At 61.5% G+C, this 17,307-nt stretch carries 19 protein-coding genes and 1 pseudogene; 13 read left to right on the top strand and 7 right to left on the bottom strand.

Annotated features, from left to right (window positions below):
- Positions 1-290: 290 nt before the first annotated feature.
- Complete coding sequence (locus tag NKJ35_RS09460) at positions 291-2,342, bottom strand: elongation factor G (protein ID WP_352646494.1); 2,052 nt, start codon at positions 2,340-2,342, stop codon at positions 291-293.
- 163 nt (positions 2,343-2,505) lie between these two features.
- On the bottom strand, positions 2,506-3,372 hold the full coding sequence (locus NKJ35_RS09455) for an alpha/beta fold hydrolase (RefSeq protein ID WP_352646492.1): 867 nt from the start codon (positions 3,370-3,372) through the stop codon (positions 2,506-2,508).
- Positions 3,373-3,516: 144 nt separating this feature from the next.
- On the opposite strand from NKJ35_RS09455, the gene NKJ35_RS09450 reads away from it, so the two are divergent.
- Together NKJ35_RS09450 and NKJ35_RS09445 are read left to right on the top strand one after the other, a co-directional pair.
- Positions 3,517-4,116, top strand: coding sequence for a methyltransferase family protein (locus NKJ35_RS09450; protein WP_352477849.1), 600 nt, complete (start codon positions 3,517-3,519; stop codon positions 4,114-4,116).
- A gap of 30 nt (positions 4,117-4,146) precedes the next feature.
- Positions 4,147-4,542 (top strand): (R)-mandelonitrile lyase, encoded by a 396-nt coding sequence (locus NKJ35_RS09445; protein WP_352477847.1) that lies wholly within the window; start codon positions 4,147-4,149, stop codon positions 4,540-4,542.
- Positions 4,543-4,548: 6 nt separating this feature from the next.
- On the opposite strand, the gene NKJ35_RS09440 is transcribed toward NKJ35_RS09445, so the two are convergent.
- Positions 4,549-5,751: a pyridoxal phosphate-dependent aminotransferase gene (locus NKJ35_RS09440; RefSeq protein WP_352646490.1), complete on the bottom strand. Its 1,203-nt coding sequence runs from the start codon at positions 5,749-5,751 to the stop codon at positions 4,549-4,551.
- A 204-nt stretch (positions 5,752-5,955) separates the two neighbouring features.
- Between NKJ35_RS09440 and NKJ35_RS09435 the strand changes: the two genes are divergently transcribed.
- The 3 genes from NKJ35_RS09435 (at position 5,956) to NKJ35_RS09425 (ending at position 8,571) form a co-directional block, all read left to right on the top strand.
- Positions 5,956-6,849: an EAL domain-containing protein gene (locus NKJ35_RS09435; RefSeq protein WP_352646488.1), complete on the top strand. Its 894-nt coding sequence runs from the start codon at positions 5,956-5,958 to the stop codon at positions 6,847-6,849.
- On the top strand, positions 6,846-7,700 hold the full coding sequence (locus NKJ35_RS09430) for an EAL domain-containing protein (RefSeq protein ID WP_352477841.1): 855 nt from the start codon (positions 6,846-6,848) through the stop codon (positions 7,698-7,700). Before NKJ35_RS09435 ends, NKJ35_RS09430 begins: the two co-directional genes overlap by 4 nt.
- 262 nt (positions 7,701-7,962) lie before the next feature.
- Complete coding sequence (locus tag NKJ35_RS09425; protein ID WP_352646486.1) at positions 7,963-8,571, top strand: glutathione S-transferase family protein; 609 nt, start codon at positions 7,963-7,965, stop codon at positions 8,569-8,571.
- 345 nt (positions 8,572-8,916) lie between these two features.
- On the opposite strand, the pseudogene NKJ35_RS09420 reads toward NKJ35_RS09425, so the two are convergent.
- Positions 8,917-9,115: pseudogene (locus NKJ35_RS09420) on the bottom strand (hypothetical protein).
- 275 nt (positions 9,116-9,390) lie between these two features.
- Positions 9,391-9,603: a cold-shock protein gene (locus NKJ35_RS09415; protein WP_023678332.1), complete on the bottom strand. Its 213-nt coding sequence runs from the start codon at positions 9,601-9,603 to the stop codon at positions 9,391-9,393.
- 299 nt (positions 9,604-9,902) lie between these two features.
- Between NKJ35_RS09415 and NKJ35_RS09410 the strand changes: the two genes are divergently transcribed.
- Positions 9,903-10,229, top strand: coding sequence for a hypothetical protein (locus NKJ35_RS09410; protein WP_352646484.1), 327 nt, complete (start codon positions 9,903-9,905; stop codon positions 10,227-10,229).
- A gap of 52 nt (positions 10,230-10,281) precedes the next feature.
- On the opposite strand, the gene NKJ35_RS09405 is transcribed toward NKJ35_RS09410, so the two are convergent.
- Complete coding sequence (locus NKJ35_RS09405; RefSeq protein WP_254820326.1) at positions 10,282-10,854, bottom strand: methylated-DNA--[protein]-cysteine S-methyltransferase; 573 nt, start codon at positions 10,852-10,854, stop codon at positions 10,282-10,284.
- A 207-nt stretch (positions 10,855-11,061) separates the two neighbouring features.
- Between NKJ35_RS09405 and NKJ35_RS09400 the strand changes: the two genes are divergently transcribed.
- From NKJ35_RS09400 to NKJ35_RS09370, 7 genes are all read left to right on the top strand, one after another.
- A complete protein-coding gene (locus tag NKJ35_RS09400; protein ID WP_352646482.1) occupies positions 11,062-11,838 on the top strand; it encodes a transglycosylase SLT domain-containing protein in 777 nt (258 codons plus the stop codon).
- Positions 11,831-12,319 (top strand): GNAT family N-acetyltransferase, encoded by a 489-nt coding sequence (locus NKJ35_RS09395; RefSeq protein WP_352646480.1) that lies wholly within the window; start codon positions 11,831-11,833, stop codon positions 12,317-12,319. Before NKJ35_RS09400 ends, NKJ35_RS09395 begins: the two co-directional genes overlap by 8 nt.
- Positions 12,320-12,479: 160 nt before the next feature.
- Entirely contained in the window at positions 12,480-13,226 is a 747-nt protein-coding gene (locus tag NKJ35_RS09390; protein ID WP_352646478.1) for a DUF899 family protein, read from the top strand.
- A gap of 257 nt (positions 13,227-13,483) precedes the next feature.
- Positions 13,484-13,867, top strand: a complete 384-nt coding sequence (locus NKJ35_RS09385; RefSeq protein ID WP_352646476.1) for a DUF6152 family protein — start codon at positions 13,484-13,486, stop codon at positions 13,865-13,867.
- Complete coding sequence (locus tag NKJ35_RS09380) at positions 13,868-14,332, top strand: DUF6644 family protein (RefSeq protein ID WP_352646473.1); 465 nt, start codon at positions 13,868-13,870, stop codon at positions 14,330-14,332.
- A 262-nt stretch (positions 14,333-14,594) separates the two neighbouring features.
- Positions 14,595-15,503, top strand: a complete 909-nt coding sequence (locus tag NKJ35_RS09375; protein ID WP_352646471.1) for a hypothetical protein — start codon at positions 14,595-14,597, stop codon at positions 15,501-15,503.
- 685 nt (positions 15,504-16,188) lie between these two features.
- Positions 16,189-16,983: a hypothetical protein gene (locus tag NKJ35_RS09370; RefSeq protein ID WP_352646469.1), complete on the top strand. Its 795-nt coding sequence runs from the start codon at positions 16,189-16,191 to the stop codon at positions 16,981-16,983.
- Between the two features lie 7 nt (positions 16,984-16,990).
- Here NKJ35_RS09370 and NKJ35_RS09365 read toward each other — a convergent pair whose 3' ends face one another.
- On the bottom strand, positions 16,991-17,194 hold the full coding sequence (locus NKJ35_RS09365; protein WP_352646466.1) for a WYL domain-containing protein: 204 nt from the start codon (positions 17,192-17,194) through the stop codon (positions 16,991-16,993).
- Positions 17,195-17,307 lie beyond the last annotated feature (113 nt).

The raw sequence follows: 17,307 nt of genomic DNA, 5'->3' as shown, positions 1-17,307 counted from the left end.
TAACAGTGACATGTAACCTCGGGTAACATGCGTTGGCACGCCAAATCGGGTAAGCAGAGCATAGGACGCGGTGTGGCTCGTCCGGGGGATGGGGGCATCACTCGGACGACCCGGGCTCAGGCAGCTACCGCGTCCGAACCATCCTCCGCCGCCAGATACCGGCGGCAAGCATGCGGCGGACCTGCCGTTTCGCCTCCCACGAAGACGGTCCGCAACGAAACGGCGCCCGAATGATCCGGGCGCCGTTTCCTTGTGTGCTTCCTTGTGTTCTGGCCGCCGCAAGCTGCTGTTCAGGCGGCCTTGCCGTTGGCGTTCAGCGCTTCGTCGGCCAACCGCCCGGTGAGTTCGGCCATGTGGTCGAAGACGGCCCGATAGCTGGCGACACCAGCCGTGGCCGAGCGCAGCTCGATGATGAGGTCGCCGATCTCGGCCTGCGGCATGGTCGCCTCAACCACGTCCCATCCCGGCCAGTCGGGCCGCGCGTCGTAGCCGAGGATCTGGCCGCGCCGCTGCGGGATCAGCGCGATGATCTTCGACGTCGCATCGGACGGCGTGACGATCTCGACCTTCATCACCGGTTCGAGCAGCACCGGCGAGCAGGCGGCCATGCCTTCCTTCATCGCCAGCTTCGCCGCCATCTGGAAGGCCATGTCGGAGGAATCCACCGCATGGTAGGAGCCGTCGGAAAGGTTGACGGCAACATCGACGACCGGAAAGCCGAGCGGGCCGGATTTCAGGTAATCGCGCACGCCGGTCTCGACCGACTGGATGTAGGTCTTCGGCACGACGCCGCCGGTGATCGTATCGGTGAACTGGAAACCTGACCCGCGCGGCAGCGGCTTGATCTCCAGCACTACGTCGCCGAACTGGCCGTGGCCGCCCGATTGTTTCTTGTGGCGGCCGCGCTGCTGCGTCGCTTTGCGGATCGTCTCGCGATAGGGCACGGCCGGCACATGGCCTTCGACCGGGATCTGGTTCTTGCCTTCCAGCCGCTCGCGCACGACGCGCAGATGCATCTCGCCATGACCGGACAGTACGGTTTCGGCTGAATCCTGGTTGTGATGCAGACTGAGCGAGGGATCTTCCTCGGCCAGGCGCTGAATGGCCGCCGACATCTTGACCTCGTCCTTGCGCTCCTTCGGTCGCAGCGCGAAAGCGAAGACCGGTTGCGGCGGGGTCAGCGTGACCAGCGGCTTGATGCCGCCCTTGGTCGAGCTCAGCGTCTGGCCGGTCCTGACGGCGTCCAGCTTACCGAGCGCCACCGTGTCGCCGGCCTTGGCCGAAGTCAGCTTGACCTGGTCCTTGCCGAGCATCTTGTAGATGCCGGAGACCTTTGCCGTCTCGCCGCTGGGAAGGAACAGCTCGGCGGCGTCGGCGACCTGACCGGACAGGATGCGCGAGACCGACAGCTTGCCGCCATGCGCGGTGTGGATGGTCTTCATCACCTGGACCACGGTGGCATTGCCGTCGGGAGCGCCGAGACGCTGGCGCGTCGCCGCGATATCGGGTGCGTCGTGTCGGATCGCCTTCAACAGGCGCAGCACACCGTTGCCCTTCTCGGCGGTGCCGATCAGCACCGGTGTCACCGTGCCGTCGCGCAGATCCGCGGCGAGGTCATCGAAGATCGCGTCCTTTGGCGGTTCGATCTCGTCCAGCAATTGCTCCATCAGGCGGTCGTCATGGTCGGCGAGCGTCTCCAGCATGGAAAAGCGCGCATCGAGCTCGCGCGCCTTGTCGTCGCTCGGGATCTGGGCGACCTCGCTCTCGGCATATTCGCGATAGATGTAGGCACGCTCCAGAGCGAGGTCGATCGAGCCGATGACGACGCCGTCCTTGCGCAGCGGGATCTGGCGCAGCAGCAATGGCACCGAGCTTGCCGGCTGCAGCATCTTCAGCGTGTCGCGCACGCCTGATATCGCCTTGTCGACCTTGTTCAGGAACAGCATACGCGGCACGCCGAGATCGTCGAGCTTGCGCATGATCAGCTGCAGGGCAGGGATCTTCTTCTCGTCAGCCTCGGCGACGACCACGGCGACGTCGCAGGCAGCCAGCACCGGCTCGGCTTCGAAGGAGAATTCGATGGAGCCGGGACAATCGACGAAGGTGAACGGCTCGCCCATGAAATCGGTTGTGGCGAAGGTCGCCTCGACGCTCATGCCGTGAGCGCGCGCTTCGGGCGAATGATCGGAAACGGTATTTCCGGACGAAACGGGATTCTGGCGGGGAATGGCGCCTGTACGGGCGAGTATGGCTTCGAGAAGTGTCGTCTTACCGCTTGCGAAGGGACCGACTATGGCGATGCATTTCGGTCCCGTGCGTCGTCCTCCGGCGCGAGTACCCATGGCTGACCTCCACTCAGGCGTTTCCCTGTGAGCGGCGGCCGGCCTGTCGGCCGTCGCGGGCGAGGCTTTTTTCAATTTGCCACCTACCCAAACGGCATCGTCCCACGGGCAGGCCGGGAGGGCAAGGGATTTGAGGTTGAAGGGATTTGAAGTTGCGGCCGGTTCAGCCGGTGCCGGTTCGGCGCGACGCCAGTGGCGTTGCCTCGACGCGCTGCACTGCCACCGTCTCGGCAAAGCGCGCGAGCAACGGGTTGAACAGGTCCGCACGCTCCCAGAAAGGCGCATGCCCGGCACCGGGAATGATGTGGCAATGCTCCCACAGCGAGCCGTGGGCGAGCGTTTCAAAATAGCCGAGCCGGACGAACGGGTCGTTCTCGCCATTGACGATAGCGACCGGAAACGCCGCCTGCTCTATCACCTGTCTCTGGTCGGCGCCCTTGCCGGTGAGCATGCCGCGCGTCACCGCGGCGCGCAGCCGGCCGTCGGTGCGCAGGATGGTTTTGCGAAAGGACGGGTCGGCGGTGTCGCCGAAGCAGAGCGTTTCGAAGCGCTCGGCGTCGCGTTCGGAATACGTCTTTTTGGACGCCAGCAGCATGTCCCAATGCGCATGGAAGCCGCGCAGCATGCCGAAAGGGCCCTTCGATACCGGCGGCGCGCCGGTCAGCATCAGCCCGCCGACGGCGCGGTGAAAACTCGCGAGCTCGATTGCCACGTGCCCGCCAAGCGACCAGCCGAAGACAATGGCGCGACCGATGCCCAAGGCATCGAGGAGCTGAGCCGCCGATTGGGCAAGGCCGGCGATGGTGTAGTCCGTCGCCGGATCGCGGGCGTCCGACGAGTCGCCATGGCCGGGCAGGTCGAAGGCAATCAGCCGATGGGCGGCAGCCAACGGGCTGTCGAACTGGCGGGCGAATACGGCGCGCGAACTGCCCGAGCCGTGGATCAGGACAAGCGGGATGCCGGGTCCCGACGACTGGCTGAGGCGCAAATCCGCTTGCGGCGTGCGGATCGTGCGGTGGGAAACGGCCATATCCGGTTGGACCCTTCGAATTGTCTCGAGGTCAACATCGCATGCCGAGGTCACCATGTTGTTTAGAACGGTGGTTAAGAAATGATTTCTCGGTTTCTGCCGGGTATGATGACCGAATCCACCACAGCTAACCCTCGGAGCCTGATGATGGAATCCACGCTCGACCTTCTCCTCTCGATCAGCAGCATCGCGACGCTCGGCCAATATGCCTGGTCGATGCGCGGGCATTTCCAGTCGCCGAGCATGTCTCAAGGCGCCATGATCATTTCGGCCGTCGTGGTCGGCACGGCGCTGTTCTTTCTGGCGCTGCTGTGGATCGAGCGGCAACCGGTTGCAGCGAAGATCGGCGGGTTTGCCGTCGAACTGGCAAGCTCGGCGCTGTTCTGGTGGGCGATCTCGGTCTCGCGCAAGGCGCGGCTGCGTTTCGCGTTTGATCCGGACAATCCCGACAGCCTGGTGACCGAAGGCCCTTATAGCCATGTCCGTCATCCGTTCTACACATCCTACATCGTCTTCTGGATCGGATGGGGTATCGCGACGTGGTCGGTGTGGGCGGTCGTGCCGGTCGCCGGCATCGTTGCGATCTATGTGATCGCGGCCTTAGACGAAGAGCGAAAATTTTCGCGTACAAGGTTGGCCGGTGCCTACCAGGCCTATAGCGGACGTGCCGGCCTGTTCTGGCCGCGTTTTGCCCGCAGCCGGCAGGAGATGCAGCCGGCATCGGACGAAAGTGGTAGTCTCTAAGACACTGGATTGGATCGAGGATTTGCGACGATGAAGATTATTGGCTGTGGCAGCGTGCCGACGATTGTTGCGCCGGAAAAATACTTCACTGGCCGGGTTTTGCAGACGCCGATCATCGAGAAGGAGGCACCGGCGCGGCTACGCGCCACACTGGTCAGTTTCGAGCCCGGCGCCCGGACCCACTGGCATATGCATCCGCTCGGCCAGACGCTCTACGTCACGTCCGGTGCCGGTCTCGCGCAAAGCTGGGGCGGGCCGATCCAGGAGATCAGGGCCGGCGACGTCGTCTCCTTTGCGGCCGGCGAAAAGCACTGGCACGGCGCCGGCCCGAAATCGGCGATGACGCACATCGCCATGCAGGAGGCGCTGGAGGGCGTGCATGCCGACTGGCTGGAGAAGGTCAGCGACGAGCAGTATGGCGGCTGAAACGTCTCAGACCAGCGCGGCGGTGAAGCGCTGGATGCGCGTGCAGGCTTCTTCGAGCAGAGCCTCCGACGTGGCGTAGGAGATGCGGAAGTTCGGGCCGAGGCCAAAGGCCGAGCCGAAAACAACCGCCACGCCCTCGGTCTCGAGCAGTTCCGAGCAAAAGGTTTCGTCACTGTCGATCACCTTGCCGCTCTTGGTCGTCTTGCCGATCAGCTGGGCACAGGAGGGATAGACGTAGAACGCACCCTCCGGCGATGGGCAGGTGATGCCGCGCGCCTGGTTGAGCATCGAGACGACGAGATCGCGCCGGCCCTGGAAGATCGCCTTGTTCTTCGGGATGAAATCCTGCGGCCCGTTCAGCGCTTCAACCGCCGCCCATTGGGCGATGGTGCAGGCGCCTGAGGTCTGCTGGCCCTGGATCATGTCCATCGCCTTGATCAGCGGCACCGGGCCTGCCGCATAGCCGATGCGCCAGCCGGTCATGGCATAGGCTTTCGACACGCCGTTCATGGTCAGCGTGCGCTCATAGAGCTTAGGCTCGACCTCGGCGATGGTCTTGAAGACGAAGTCGCCATAGGTCAGGTGCTCGTACATGTCGTCGGTCAGCACCCAGACGTGGGGATGCTTCAACAGTACGTCGGCCAGGCTCTTGAGCTCCGCTTCGGTATAGGCGGCGCCCGAGGGGTTCGACGGCGAGTTCATCAACAGCCATTTGGTGCGCGGCGTGATCGCCTTTTCCAGCACGGCCGCCGTCAGCTTGAAGCCGTTGTCGATCAAGGTGTCGGCAAAGGTCGAGGTGCCGCCGCAGATCGCCACCATTTCGGGATAGCTCACCCAGTAAGGCCGCGGGATGATCACCTCGTCGCCGGGATTCAGCGTCGCCATGAAGGCGTTGAACAGGATCTGTTTGCCGCCGGTGCCGACGATGGTCTGCTCCGGCCGGTAGTCGAGATTGTTCTCGCGCTTGAATTTTTTCGCGATCGCCTCGCGCAGCGGCACGATGCCGGAGACCGGCGGATATTTCGTCTCGCCGCGGCGGATGGCCTCGATCGCGGCGCTCTTGATGTTGTCGGGGGTGTCGAAGTCCGGCTCGCCGGCGCCCAGCCCGATCACGTCGCGGCCGGCGTTTTTTAGCTCGCGCGCCTTCTGCGTCACCGCGATGGTCGCGGAAGGCTTTACGCGGGAAAGGGCGTCGGCAAGAAAGGCCATGACAGATATCTCCAGGAAGGACCGGCGCGGCGAAGGCGCCGCGGCGCCTCTCATGTCGCATCATCTGGTCAAGCGCAAGCCCAGCGCAGGCATTGTCGAATGAGCCAGCGCGCAATGCTGGCAACAATAAATTCATCAACGATCGGTAAAAGCTTGAACGGCAGGGACCATAGCCGGTCCGCCAGTCTCGCATAGCGAGGAACCGTGACGCGCAGCATCGAGCTTGCCCATATCATCCGCCATGATGACGGCACCGCCAGCGGTGTCTGGGGGCTTTATACGCTGCAAAGCGCGTTCCAGCCGATCTTCGCCTTCAACAAGGGCAAGCTGTCCGTCGTCGCGTTCGAGGGGCTGATCCGGCCGTTCCGCGACGGCGAGCCGCAGCCGCCAATGAGTTTCTTCAACAGCTGTCCGGCGGTCGACCGCCTGCATATCGAGGCGCTGACACGAACGCTGCACCTGCTGAACGCCGGCGCCTGCCTGCCGCGAGACGCCTCCATCTTCATCAACTTCGATCCATCGGTGTTCACCGATCGCGGCATCGCCGACAAGGCGCTGCGCGACATGCGGCTGGTGCTGCACGAGGCCGACATCGATCCGCGCCGCGTCGTCTGCGAGGTCACCGAGCAGAAATCGGCGTCGCAGGAAACGCTCTACAATTTCGTCGAGGCGCTCAGGGGTAATGGTTTGCGCATTGCGGTCGACGATTACGGCGCCGACGAATCCGACATCAATCGCATCAAGGAACTCAGGCCAGACATCGTCAAGTTCGACGCCGACTGGATCATGACGCTGATGGAGTCCGGTGCCGGCTTCGCCTTGCTGACCGCCATGGTGACAAGCTTCGAAGAGCAAGGCATCCGAACGGTATTCGAGGGCATCGAGACGGGCTGGCAGCTCGAGCTTGCCGAAAAGTCGGGCGCCTCGATGGTGCAGGGCTATGTGCTGGCGCGCCCCGAGCTTGCGCCGACCAGCTTTCGCGTCTTCGACAAGAGCGGGCAGGCGGCCGCGGTGCCGGCCGATACGGAGAAGATTTCTGCGGCCGTTTCGCCATCGCGGCGGCCGATGCGGGCCTTTGGCCGCAGGGTGGCATCGTGACCGGGCGGGCCGACATGCGGCGCAAGGTCGGCGAGGCGATCTTTGCCGACGAGGTCGGCATCGAATATGGCGTCTACGGCGCATTCCGGCTGAGGAGCGCCTACCAGCCGGTCTTCGCGCCGCGCGGCAGGTTTCTCGCCGCCGTCGCGGTCGAGGGACTGATCGAGCCGCATCGTGCAGGCAGGCCGGTGGCGCCTCAAATCTTCTTCGAAGGTGTGCCGGCAGCGGATCGGCTGTTTGTCGAAACCATGTGCCGGGTGCTGCATTTGCGCAACTTCCGCAACATCGGCGTCGACGGGCTCGACCTGTTCTTCAACTACAATCCGCTGATCAACGATGACCCCGCACGGGCGCTGGCCGAAATCAGGCTGATGACCAGGCATCTGGCGGATTTCGGCCTGCATCCCGGCATGCTGGTCTGCGAGATCACCGAGCAGGCTGCCGGCGACAAGGTGCTTGTCAGCCTGGCGCGCGAGATGCGGCGCGACGGCGTCCGCATCGCCATCGACGATTTCGGCACCGGGCATTCTACCGAAGAAAGGGTCGCCCTCGTGCAGCCCGACATCGTCAAGATCGACGGCACCTGGTTCGCCGAATTCTGCCGCCATGCCGCCGCCGAGCGGTTTTTCCGGCCACTGGTTTCGACGCTGCACGATCGCGGCGCCAAGGTGCTGGTCGAAGGCATCGAGAACGCCACGCATCTGCGCGTCGCGCTGGATGGCGGCGTCGACCTGCTGCAGGGCTTTTACCTTGCCCGGCCGGCGCTGGCCGGTACGCTGTTCGACGAGGAGCCGCTGTCGATCGACAGGCTGCTTGGCAGGGATAGCAACGTCATCCCCTTGTTCGGCTAGGATATGCCGATATTCAAGTGATGCCGGCCTGCGAACGGGGGGTCCTGCGCTTCCGGTGCTCACGTACCCAAAAAGTACGCTCCGCTCCGGTTCTCGGAACCCGCCCTTCTCGGCTCGGCCTGACTTGAATCTCGACATATCCTGAAATGCATCAGCGGCGCTGATGGTTACGCCAAAACAAATCACTGGATGAAACCGCCGCTGCCGCGATAGAGGCTGGATCAAGCCTTGAGACGGGTGGTTGCGAGCAAGGGGAGCGCCGATGATACTCTATGGAATGATCGACAGCGGCAATTGCTACAAGCCGCGCCTGTTGATGGCCAAGCTCGGCATCGCCTTCACCAATGTCGAGGTCAGCTCGCACACCGGCGACACGCGCAAACCCGACTATGTCGCCAAGAACCCGAACGCCATGGTGCCGCTGCTCGAACTCGACGACGGCCGGCGGCTGGCCGAATCCAACGCCATCCTGCTTTACCTCGCCGAAGGCACGCGGTTTTTGCCGGCGGACAGATACGAACGCGCGCTGGCCTATCAGTGGCTGTTCTTCGAGCAATACAGCCATGAGCCCTATATCGCCGTGCGCAGGGCGCTGCTAACCTTCCCTGAAAGAGCCAAGGATGCGACGCCCGAGCGGCTGGCGCTGACGCTGGAGCGCGGCAACAAGGCGCTCGGCGTCATGGACAAGCACCTGGCCGGGAGCAGCTTCTTCGCCGGCAATGCGCTCAGCGTCGCCGACATTGCGCTCTATGCCTATACGCATACCGCCGAGACGGGTGGGTTTCAGCTCGACGCCTATCCGGCGGTTGCCGCCTGGCTGAAAAGGGTCGAGGCCGATCCGGGGCACGTGCCGCTGGAGTGGCTGCCTTAGTTCTGTCCTCACGCTGCCGTCGCTTCGCGGCTCGCTCCGGACGGGGCGCGCCAAAAGGCGCGACGCCCGGTCGGGCTTGCGGCCTTCGGCCGGTGGCGTGAAATCCGGATAGTACTATTTCAGCAGGCGGTCATATTCGGAATGGGGGCCGATCCAGAACCAGACCACGTCGTCGTGGTCGCGAACAGATCAACCCGCGCCGACCACCAGTAGCGGCCGACCTGTTTGAAATGCAGCGATGGGTGGAACGGGTCGGAACTCAGTTTGGCGAAACGTCTGTTCGCCTTTGCTCAACGAGGGCAGTTTTGCGTAGGCCTCCCAAAACGAGGGAGCGGCAAAAATGATTCACAGAAGCCGGGTCCGGCCGGCGCGATGATCAGCCAATGCCTGCGCGGCAAGCTTGTCCAGCCTGCCGCCCTTGGCGTCGGCTTCGATCTGCCGGTCCCACATGTCGGCCTGCAGCCTCGAACCATGCGGCAAACGCTCTCAGCTCTTCGGGGCTTAGTTCGGCAACGGATTTCTCAATCTGTTCAAGCTTGCTCATGAATTAATAGTACCACATTGGGCCAAAACACCACAAAGTGGGACTATAGGCCCAAGGCGGCGGTTCACTGGAATCCAGTCAGCAAAAAGGCGGGACAAAATCCCGCCTTCCCATGCTTGGTAGCCTGATCGGGAGCGTTTTGGCCGGGCCGGCAGCAATCTGCTGCTTCGGCTTGTCGGGGTCTTTCGCTCCGGCGCGCTTCTCGCGCGACCGCCAGTACATCCGTGACTTGCCGCGCGCCCCGGGCTATCGCCCGGCGCACGCCATTCGCAAAATCAGGCTGCCTTGCTCAGAGATCCAGCGGACGACTTGCCAGTGCGGCGGTCCTGCTCGATCTCGAAGTTGATCTTCTGGCCTTCGACCAGGGTCGACAGTCCAGCACGCTCGACTGCGGAGATGTGGACGAAAACGTCCGCGCCGCCGCTGTCAGGCTGAATGAAGCCGAAACCCTTGGTGGAATTAAACCACTTGACCGTACCTGTTGCCATTTCGATAGTCCTTTACGTTTGCTTTAGTTTGACTGGACCGAAACCCAGCCGGTTTGTATCGAGATTTTGGAGATAGAACGTCAGCAAACGCGAATATCGCGAGGCCCGGATCGATCGGCCGAAATATCAATGGACCGGATATAGTATGCCTTCGCGCAAAAAACAAGACGGGGCGGAAAATGGCTCGGCGGCAATGCTGCCCAACGGCCGCCCCAATCGCGTGAGAGCGTCGTCGTTGCGCGCCTGACGCGGGAGGATCGCGCCGGCTTCGGGCGCGACCGGGTTTTGGGGGGAGGGATATGAAAATCGTTCTGCTTGCCGCTTGCCTGACGCTAGTGGCCGCCGAGGCGCAGGCGGTCTCGCGCTATGACCCTACCCGCATGAGCTGCGACAAGGTGCAGGCGACGATCGCGCGCGAGGGCGCGGTCATCCTGCGCTACAGATCAGCGCGCGTGCCAGGCCTGGCGCTCTACGACCGCTATGTGCGGAGCCAGCAATTCTGCGACATCGGCGAGGTCAGGGCGCGGGCCTCGGTGCCGAGCGCCGATACGAATTCCTGCACCGTCTACAAGTGCAAGCGGGTGGAGATCGACCGGCGCTTCCGCCGGCGCCTGCTTCCGGATTAGGCTGGTCGAGATGGTGCGCGGGGGTGCCGGCCTCACCTGAATATCAGCACACCTAAAACCCGAACGACACCTGCGCGGGCGGCGGCGGACCGACGCGTACGCCTTCCATTGCCAGCATCTTTTCCTTGGTAGCCGAGCCGCCGGGGGCGGAAAAGCCGCCGATCTTGCCGCCGGCGGCAAGGATGCGGTGACAGGGTATGACCAGCGGCACCGGGTTGGCGCCGAGCGCCGCGCCCGTCTCACGCGCCAGCCCGGCGTGGCCGGCGCGTTTGGCCAGTTCGCCATAGGTGGTGGTTTCGCCGAAGGCGAGCTTTCGCGCCGCGTCATAGATCGCCAGGCGGAACTCGTCGACGCCGCTGAGATCGACCGGCACGCCGGAGAAATCGATATCCTCGCCAGCGGCATAGGCCTTGATCGACGCGATCAGCTCGGCAACCCATTGCGGCTCGGGCTTCACGGCTTGTTCGACGTCGGAGGCATGGCGCAGCAGCCGGCGCTCTACCGCGTCGCGGTTGCGCTGCGGCAGGCAGAGCCGGGTCAGCCCGGCTTCGCTCCAGGCGATACCCATGTAGCCGAGCACGGTTTCGAAGACCGCGTGGCCGGCGGTGGCATGAGAGGCGTCCATGGCGTGCTCCTTTCCGGAATCCTTCGAAGTACAAATCCAGAACAATATCGCATTTCCCGGCCCGGCTCGCCACCCGAAAACCACCGGGTACCGCGGATTGCCCGAGGAAAGATGCTGGTGTAAGGACTTCTTAACACCCGACGAACCGGACCCGAGCGCCGCTTGCCAGCAAAATTCCTCTTTCCCGTCCTAGCGGCGGTGTTGGCCGTGGCCGCTCTCAGTGGCTGCACCTCGACTTCGCCGGCGACCCCGGCGCCCGCCTTCACGGAAAACTCTGCCAATACCGATGCCGGCTTCACGCTGGCGCTGCCCGACACTGTTTCGGTGCTGCCGGAACCGTCCGGCCTCGCCCAGACAGCAGCACTGACGGTCGCGCCGGCGGCCGCCTTTGCCGGGCCGACACCGCTGGCGGCAACTGCTCCCGCCGTCATGACCACCAGTGCCCAGCCAGCCACCGCGGTGGCTGCCGTCGCCATGCCGGTCACCGGCCAGACTGCCGCCATGCCCGGCGTTCAGCCGGTTGCCTACACGGTGCCGCAAAACCCGGCCGTTCTGGCCGCGACCGACCCGGCGGAGGGCCAGTCGAACGCCGGCGCCCGCAGCGAGATCGAGCGGCTGATCGAGAAATATTCCGCGCTTTATCAGGTGCCGGTCGATCTGGTGCGCAGCGTCGTCAACCGCGAGAGCACCTTCAACCCGAAAGCCTACAATCACGGGCATTGGGGGCTGATGCAGATCAAGCACGCGACGGCGCGCGGCATGGGCTATGACGGACCGGCGAGCGGCCTGTTCGACGCCGAGACCAATTTGAAATATGCAGTGAAATATCTGCGCGGCGCCTGGCTGGTGTCGGGCGGCAATCCCAAGCGCGCCGACCGGCTCTACCAGAGCGGCTATTATTACGACGCCAAGCGCAAGGGGATGCTGGGCGAAACCGGCCTCGGCAGCGACAGCCTGCGCCGCCGCATGCAGCCCGATGCCTGAGCCGCGCCCACCGGCGCCAAACGATATAAGACTGCGCAAGATCCTTGACGACACGCTTCTGACGCCGCGCTGGCCAGAAGGTTTTTTCATGCGCGGCTTCGAAGCCGCCGATGCGCTTGCTTTGCATGCACTTTTGACCGCGGTGTTCGACGACGGCGCCGATGGGCCGTTCGACGAATGGTGGCCGCGCATTGCTGGCGACGCGGAATTCGATCCCGCTTTGTGTTTCCTGGTCATCGACGGCAAGGGGCGGCTGGCGGGCGCGGCGCTCTGCTGGGCGACGGGGTTCGTCAAGGATCTTGCCGTTCATCCCGAGGCGCGCGGCAAGGGCATAGCCGAGGCGCTGATGCGCCACGCCTTCGCGGTGTTTCAGGCAAGGGGCGCGGCGTATGTTGATCTCAAGACCAGCACCGTCGAGAACGCGGCCGCCGTCAGGCTCTATCAGCGGCTGGGAATGATCGAGGTGGATTGGGCGGGGTGAGGAGCGCCGTTCGTCCTTTTTGAAGGCGGCAGCCCGGGTTCTCGTCGCCACGGCGCCCGTGCAAAAATGTCGGAACCGTTTCGCGCGATGCGTCCTTGGGAGGCAAGGCGCGTTGCCACGAACGGCGCGCCGCCAAAAGGCACGGCAGATGGAGATGACGATGATCACCTTTCCCAACGAGTCCCAGGAATACCGCACCGCCCGCGAAAAGCTGCTGCGGAAGGAAATCGAGCTGCGCCGCGCCATGGAGGATGTCGCCGTCGCGCGGCGCGCGCTGCCGCCGGGCGGGCTGGTGCCGCAGGACTATGCCTTCGACGGGCTGGGGCCGGACGGCAAGCCCGCCAGGATCAGGCTTTCGGAACTGTTTGCGCCGGGCAAGGACACGCTGATCGTCTATTCGATGATGTTTCCGCGCCATCCGCAGGAGACGCGCGACGTGGCGACGAGCGGCGGCACGGCGAAGCTGCCCAGACCGGACCAGCCTTGCCCGTCCTGCACGGCGCTGCTCGACCAGTTCGACGGCGCCATTGGCCACCTCGAGGCCGCCGGCTACAATTTCGCTGTCGTGGCCAAGACCGCGCTGGAAAACCTGCTGACGCTCGGCCGCGATCGCGGCTGGAAAAATATGCGGCTGGTCTCCTCGGCCGGCAACAGCTTCAAGCGCGACTATCACGCCGAGGCCGAGGATGGCGCGCAGCTCCCCGTGCTGTCGGTGTTCCACCGCGACGGCGACGGCATCCGCCACTTCTGGAGCTCCGAACTCGGCTTCGCGCCGCCCGAACCCGGCCAGGACCCGCGCGCCATAGGCACCTGCGAGATCCTGTGGAACCTCATGGATTTTACCCCGGAGGGCAGGGCGCGGAGCTGGCAGGAGCAACTGCAGTACAGAGAGGCTTGCTGCCACTAGCGTAGCTCGGCGCCGCCCCTATTGCCTGCCGGCATCTTCTCCTCGCAGAGGGACGGGAGAAGGGGGCTGGCGGCAAACTCAGCTCCCTTTCTTCAACTCTGGAGATTGGCGAAATCCTTGGCGAAGGCAACCTTTCTCCCCGTCACTATACGGGGAGAAATGCCCGGCAGGGCAATGAGGGGCGGCGCAGACCCTATGTGATTTGACGCTGCGGCGCGCTGACCTACCCTCTAATGCCGGAACCGAGGAGACGAGCGATGCTGTCACCTTTCAACCGGAGCGTCGCGCTGGCAGCGGCGGTGATCCTTGCCACCGCCACCGCAGCCTATGCCCATCACGGCTGGTCGTGGACGCAGGACGGGTTTTTCGAACTCAAGGGCAGAATCACAGCCATCTATATCGGCAATCCGCACGCCACGCTGGACGTCGATGCCGAGGGAGAGGCCTGGCGGGTGGAGATGGCGCCGCCGTCGCGCACGATCGCCGCCGGCTTCACCGAGGAGGTTGCCAAGGTCGGCGACGAGGTGACCGCGATCGGCCACCGCTCGCGCGACGAGACCGAAAAGCGCATGAAGGCAGTCCGCATCATCGTCGGCGGCAAGACCTATGACGTCTATCCCGACCGCGTTCCGCTGGCCTGAATGGACGGGTTTTTCGCCGGCATCGAGCAACTTGCTTTGGTGCGGGGACTGAAGGCCTCCTTTTTCGCCTACCCCATCGTCAACGCGCTGCACATCATGTCGATCGGTGCACTGCTGACCAGCGTCTGGCTCATGGACCTCAGGATCCTGGGCGCCTTTCGCTCGCTGCCGCAGGCGGCGTTCATCGCGTTGCTGCGCCGCACTGCATTTGCCGCGTTCGGCGGTGCGCTGGTCACGGGCTCGCTGCTGTTTTCAGTCAGGGCGAGCGAATATGTGGCGATGCCGGTTTTCCTCGCCAAGATGGCGCTCATCCTGCTTGCCGGCGCCAACTTCCTGATCTTTATGCGCCGGGCAAAAGGCGGTGATGAGCCGGCCGACGGGACTGCCACCATCCTGGCGGTGCTGTCGATGGCTCTGTGGACGTCGGTGCTGTTCACCGGACGGTTTATTGGGTTTCTCAACTGAGGCGAGCGACGGCACTCCCAAGGCGGGACTCCCGGCAAATGCATCCAGATGTCCGCCAAGATGCGGGCGCTCGGCCTGCCATGCTCGACAGCGGGCAGGGCAAACGGCTTCGTGTTTATCTCGGCGACGCCTCACTGGCGCGCGTTGCGCCGTATCAAGGGGAAAAGAAAAAAACTGCTTTCAGTCCTCGCCCCCAAAAGATAGATAATTGCAGGTCGTTCACCGATCGCGCTTGTAAAGCTCTGCGCACTTAGGATGTCAATTGAGCGCATATTTGCAGATAGCTGCGGAAATTCTGGACGCCGCAAAGCGGCCCCTCAGTGCGCGAGCCATTCTGCGCCTTGGCTATTTGCAAGGGCTTGTGCCACAACATCTTTACGGAAGGACTCAGCACAAAACTCTGCAAGCGCGCCTAAGTGAAGACATACTTCATCGGCGAGATCAAAGCGCATTTTTCAGAACCAGGCCGGGGCAATTTTTCCTAAGAAAATTTTTGACCGACCCATCGCTTCCGATAGATTTCCGGACGCCCATGGCGGCGCGTCGTCGAACGCGTGAGCTTCTCGGACACTCTGCATTGGCAATGCAATCAGAGAACCTCGCGTCGATAATTGGTCGAGGAGGCAGAATTGCTCCAAGAGTGTTAACAAGGGCGTTCGAAAAGGGCCAATTTGAGTATGTGGACCCTAAACGCAACTCTGATGATAAAGTACTGGTCTGGTCACTTGCTACAGTCGTAAGGGACCAGTACGTTCTCGGCTATCGAATAGGAAGATACCGCGATGATCGCGACCAATTCGCGTCAAAGAGGTCAATATTCTTTTCGACTTTGGTGAGTGAGGATGCTCGAACGCTTTTTGATCTCGGTGGACTTGGCATAGCAAACAGTGCACTCACAGCTGTGGCTGTTGACTTGGACATTTCTCCCATGCTGTGTTCGCCAGAACACGGAGATTTTCAGCACTCCCTGAAATTTTTTGTTTGGGCGGACGGAGTCGTCGAAAGAGATTCTCTACTGGCTGTGGTAGAGATAGTCGCACCTGATTGGTTTGAGCCAACTACTAGGAAGTTGTCGCTAAACCATCTTCATTGGATCGACTTGTCTGCACCGCAAAATAACATAGAAGATTTTGATCCCTGGTCCCGAAAAATATTAGAACTGTACTCATAAGCTGATGGTTCGAGCAGTATATCTGAATGGCCCCGCGTATATTTCAACGTGCGGAGGTTTCTTATCTCAAAAACGAGATAGGCTCCGGATCGAATGCGCGTGCCAAGGCCGCGCTTCAGATGCTTGCTCAAGAATACCGGCGTGGCAGGGTTCTGCCCTTGCGAGATGTGCCTTCTGTTGAGAACGTCGTCCTTGGCGCGCTAAACTCCGGTTCGTCGGATGAGAAAGTGCGGCGATGGGCTTTAAATGCGATCGCTCTCTTCGGTAGAAAAGAGGCGTGCTTAGAGTCTGTTAAACGTTCGCTTGAAACTTTCTTGGATGAACCGCAGGTTGTCGCATCCTCGATCTCTGCGATATTCAAGCTAGACAAAGAGGGGCGCGTATCAATATCTGCGAAAAAATGGTGCTGTTACACCGGAGTTAATTCACTTGTCCGCGCTCCAATCTGTTGATTCCAAATCACTGCAGTTGGGCAGTGCCAAGATTGATATCGAGACAGCGCCTCCAACAATTTTGAAGCTTGCTCTAGTATTGGTCGGAATAGATAGAGCCCCAGAGAATATACTCGATCCGCGCTATTCAAACTCTGAGATCGTTCGAGTGCTAGGGGGGGCATGACGAACCCATTGTATCCCAATATTCGGTATGGGCCATCGCTGAGAACGCCAATTTAGGACCATCCGACTTGGGAATCGACGTGAGAGCGCTCGATGCCCACCCGGACAATGTGCGTTCTTATATCTACCGTCTATTTGGCTCAGAAGCGAACTATTCCACCTTGCGGCATGACATAATTCTTCAAGGTGTCGATGATCAAAGCCAGGAAGCTAGAGCTGGATTGGCAAAAGGCCTAAGAGATGCTTTCTATGAAGGTCTGGATGGTGTTACGCTGAATTGGTGGTCTAATGAACCTGATGAAGAGGTTCATCAACTCATAGTAGATCATTTTGTACGCCAAGCCGCTCACGTGCCAGGATACAGGAGCTTGGCTCTCGAAATTTACTCGAATAGCGACGAGCGAAATCGGGAAAGAATGGAGGCCATGGCGGTCACGAGAGAAATCTACAAAGACTTCCGCACGCAATCATATAAAGATGAACTTGGCTCGCTTTTTGGAGGTGGACATATGACAACGTACAATATTGATAAATTTCAGAGTGGAGTGACCTCGTTTGGTGGAAATGCTGTTAATGAAGGTAGCGTTAATCTAACGTTGAATGACGATCAACGACAACAGGCGATCAATGTACTTAAGCAAGCTTCGGATGAAATCGCGAAGTTGCCTATCTCGAAGGAGCTAACTGAATCAGCTAGCAAAATGATTGATGAGGCAAAAGCAAATCCCTCAAAAGAGCGACTTGAGGCGGTTGTTGGAACGCTAACAAAGGTGAAGGACGGGCTTGAAAGCGTGTCTGATGCGGGCACGTCAGTCGCTAGTATAGGAAGCCTAATACTTTCATTAGCTGCCTTTCTATCGTAGAATGTCGTCAGCTTTGTCTAAAAACTATATCTTTTAGTGCAAAATCTCGCAATTCACTCTTGTCTAGGTCTGTTCCTTGTAGAAACCATTGCGCTTCAGGATGCCAATCAGTTGTCCCGTACCAAATTTTCACCGGTACGATTCGGCGCACCGACTGGTCTCCCCTCCAATTAGTGTAATTAAACACGAGCTCACGGTTGTCCTTTGTCATGGCATTCACCTCGAGATCAATTTTGGCGCAGAATTGGGAGATATGGCGGGTATAGACATCAGTGTACGTCCGAGGCCATTTCGGCAACCGATTAAACCTAGAAATTAGTCCAC

This window comes from Mesorhizobium sp. M0136, from assembly GCF_040322515.1.
GTDB lineage: Bacteria > Pseudomonadota > Alphaproteobacteria > Rhizobiales > Rhizobiaceae > Mesorhizobium.
This window is presented reverse-complemented; position numbering and strand designations above follow the sequence as displayed.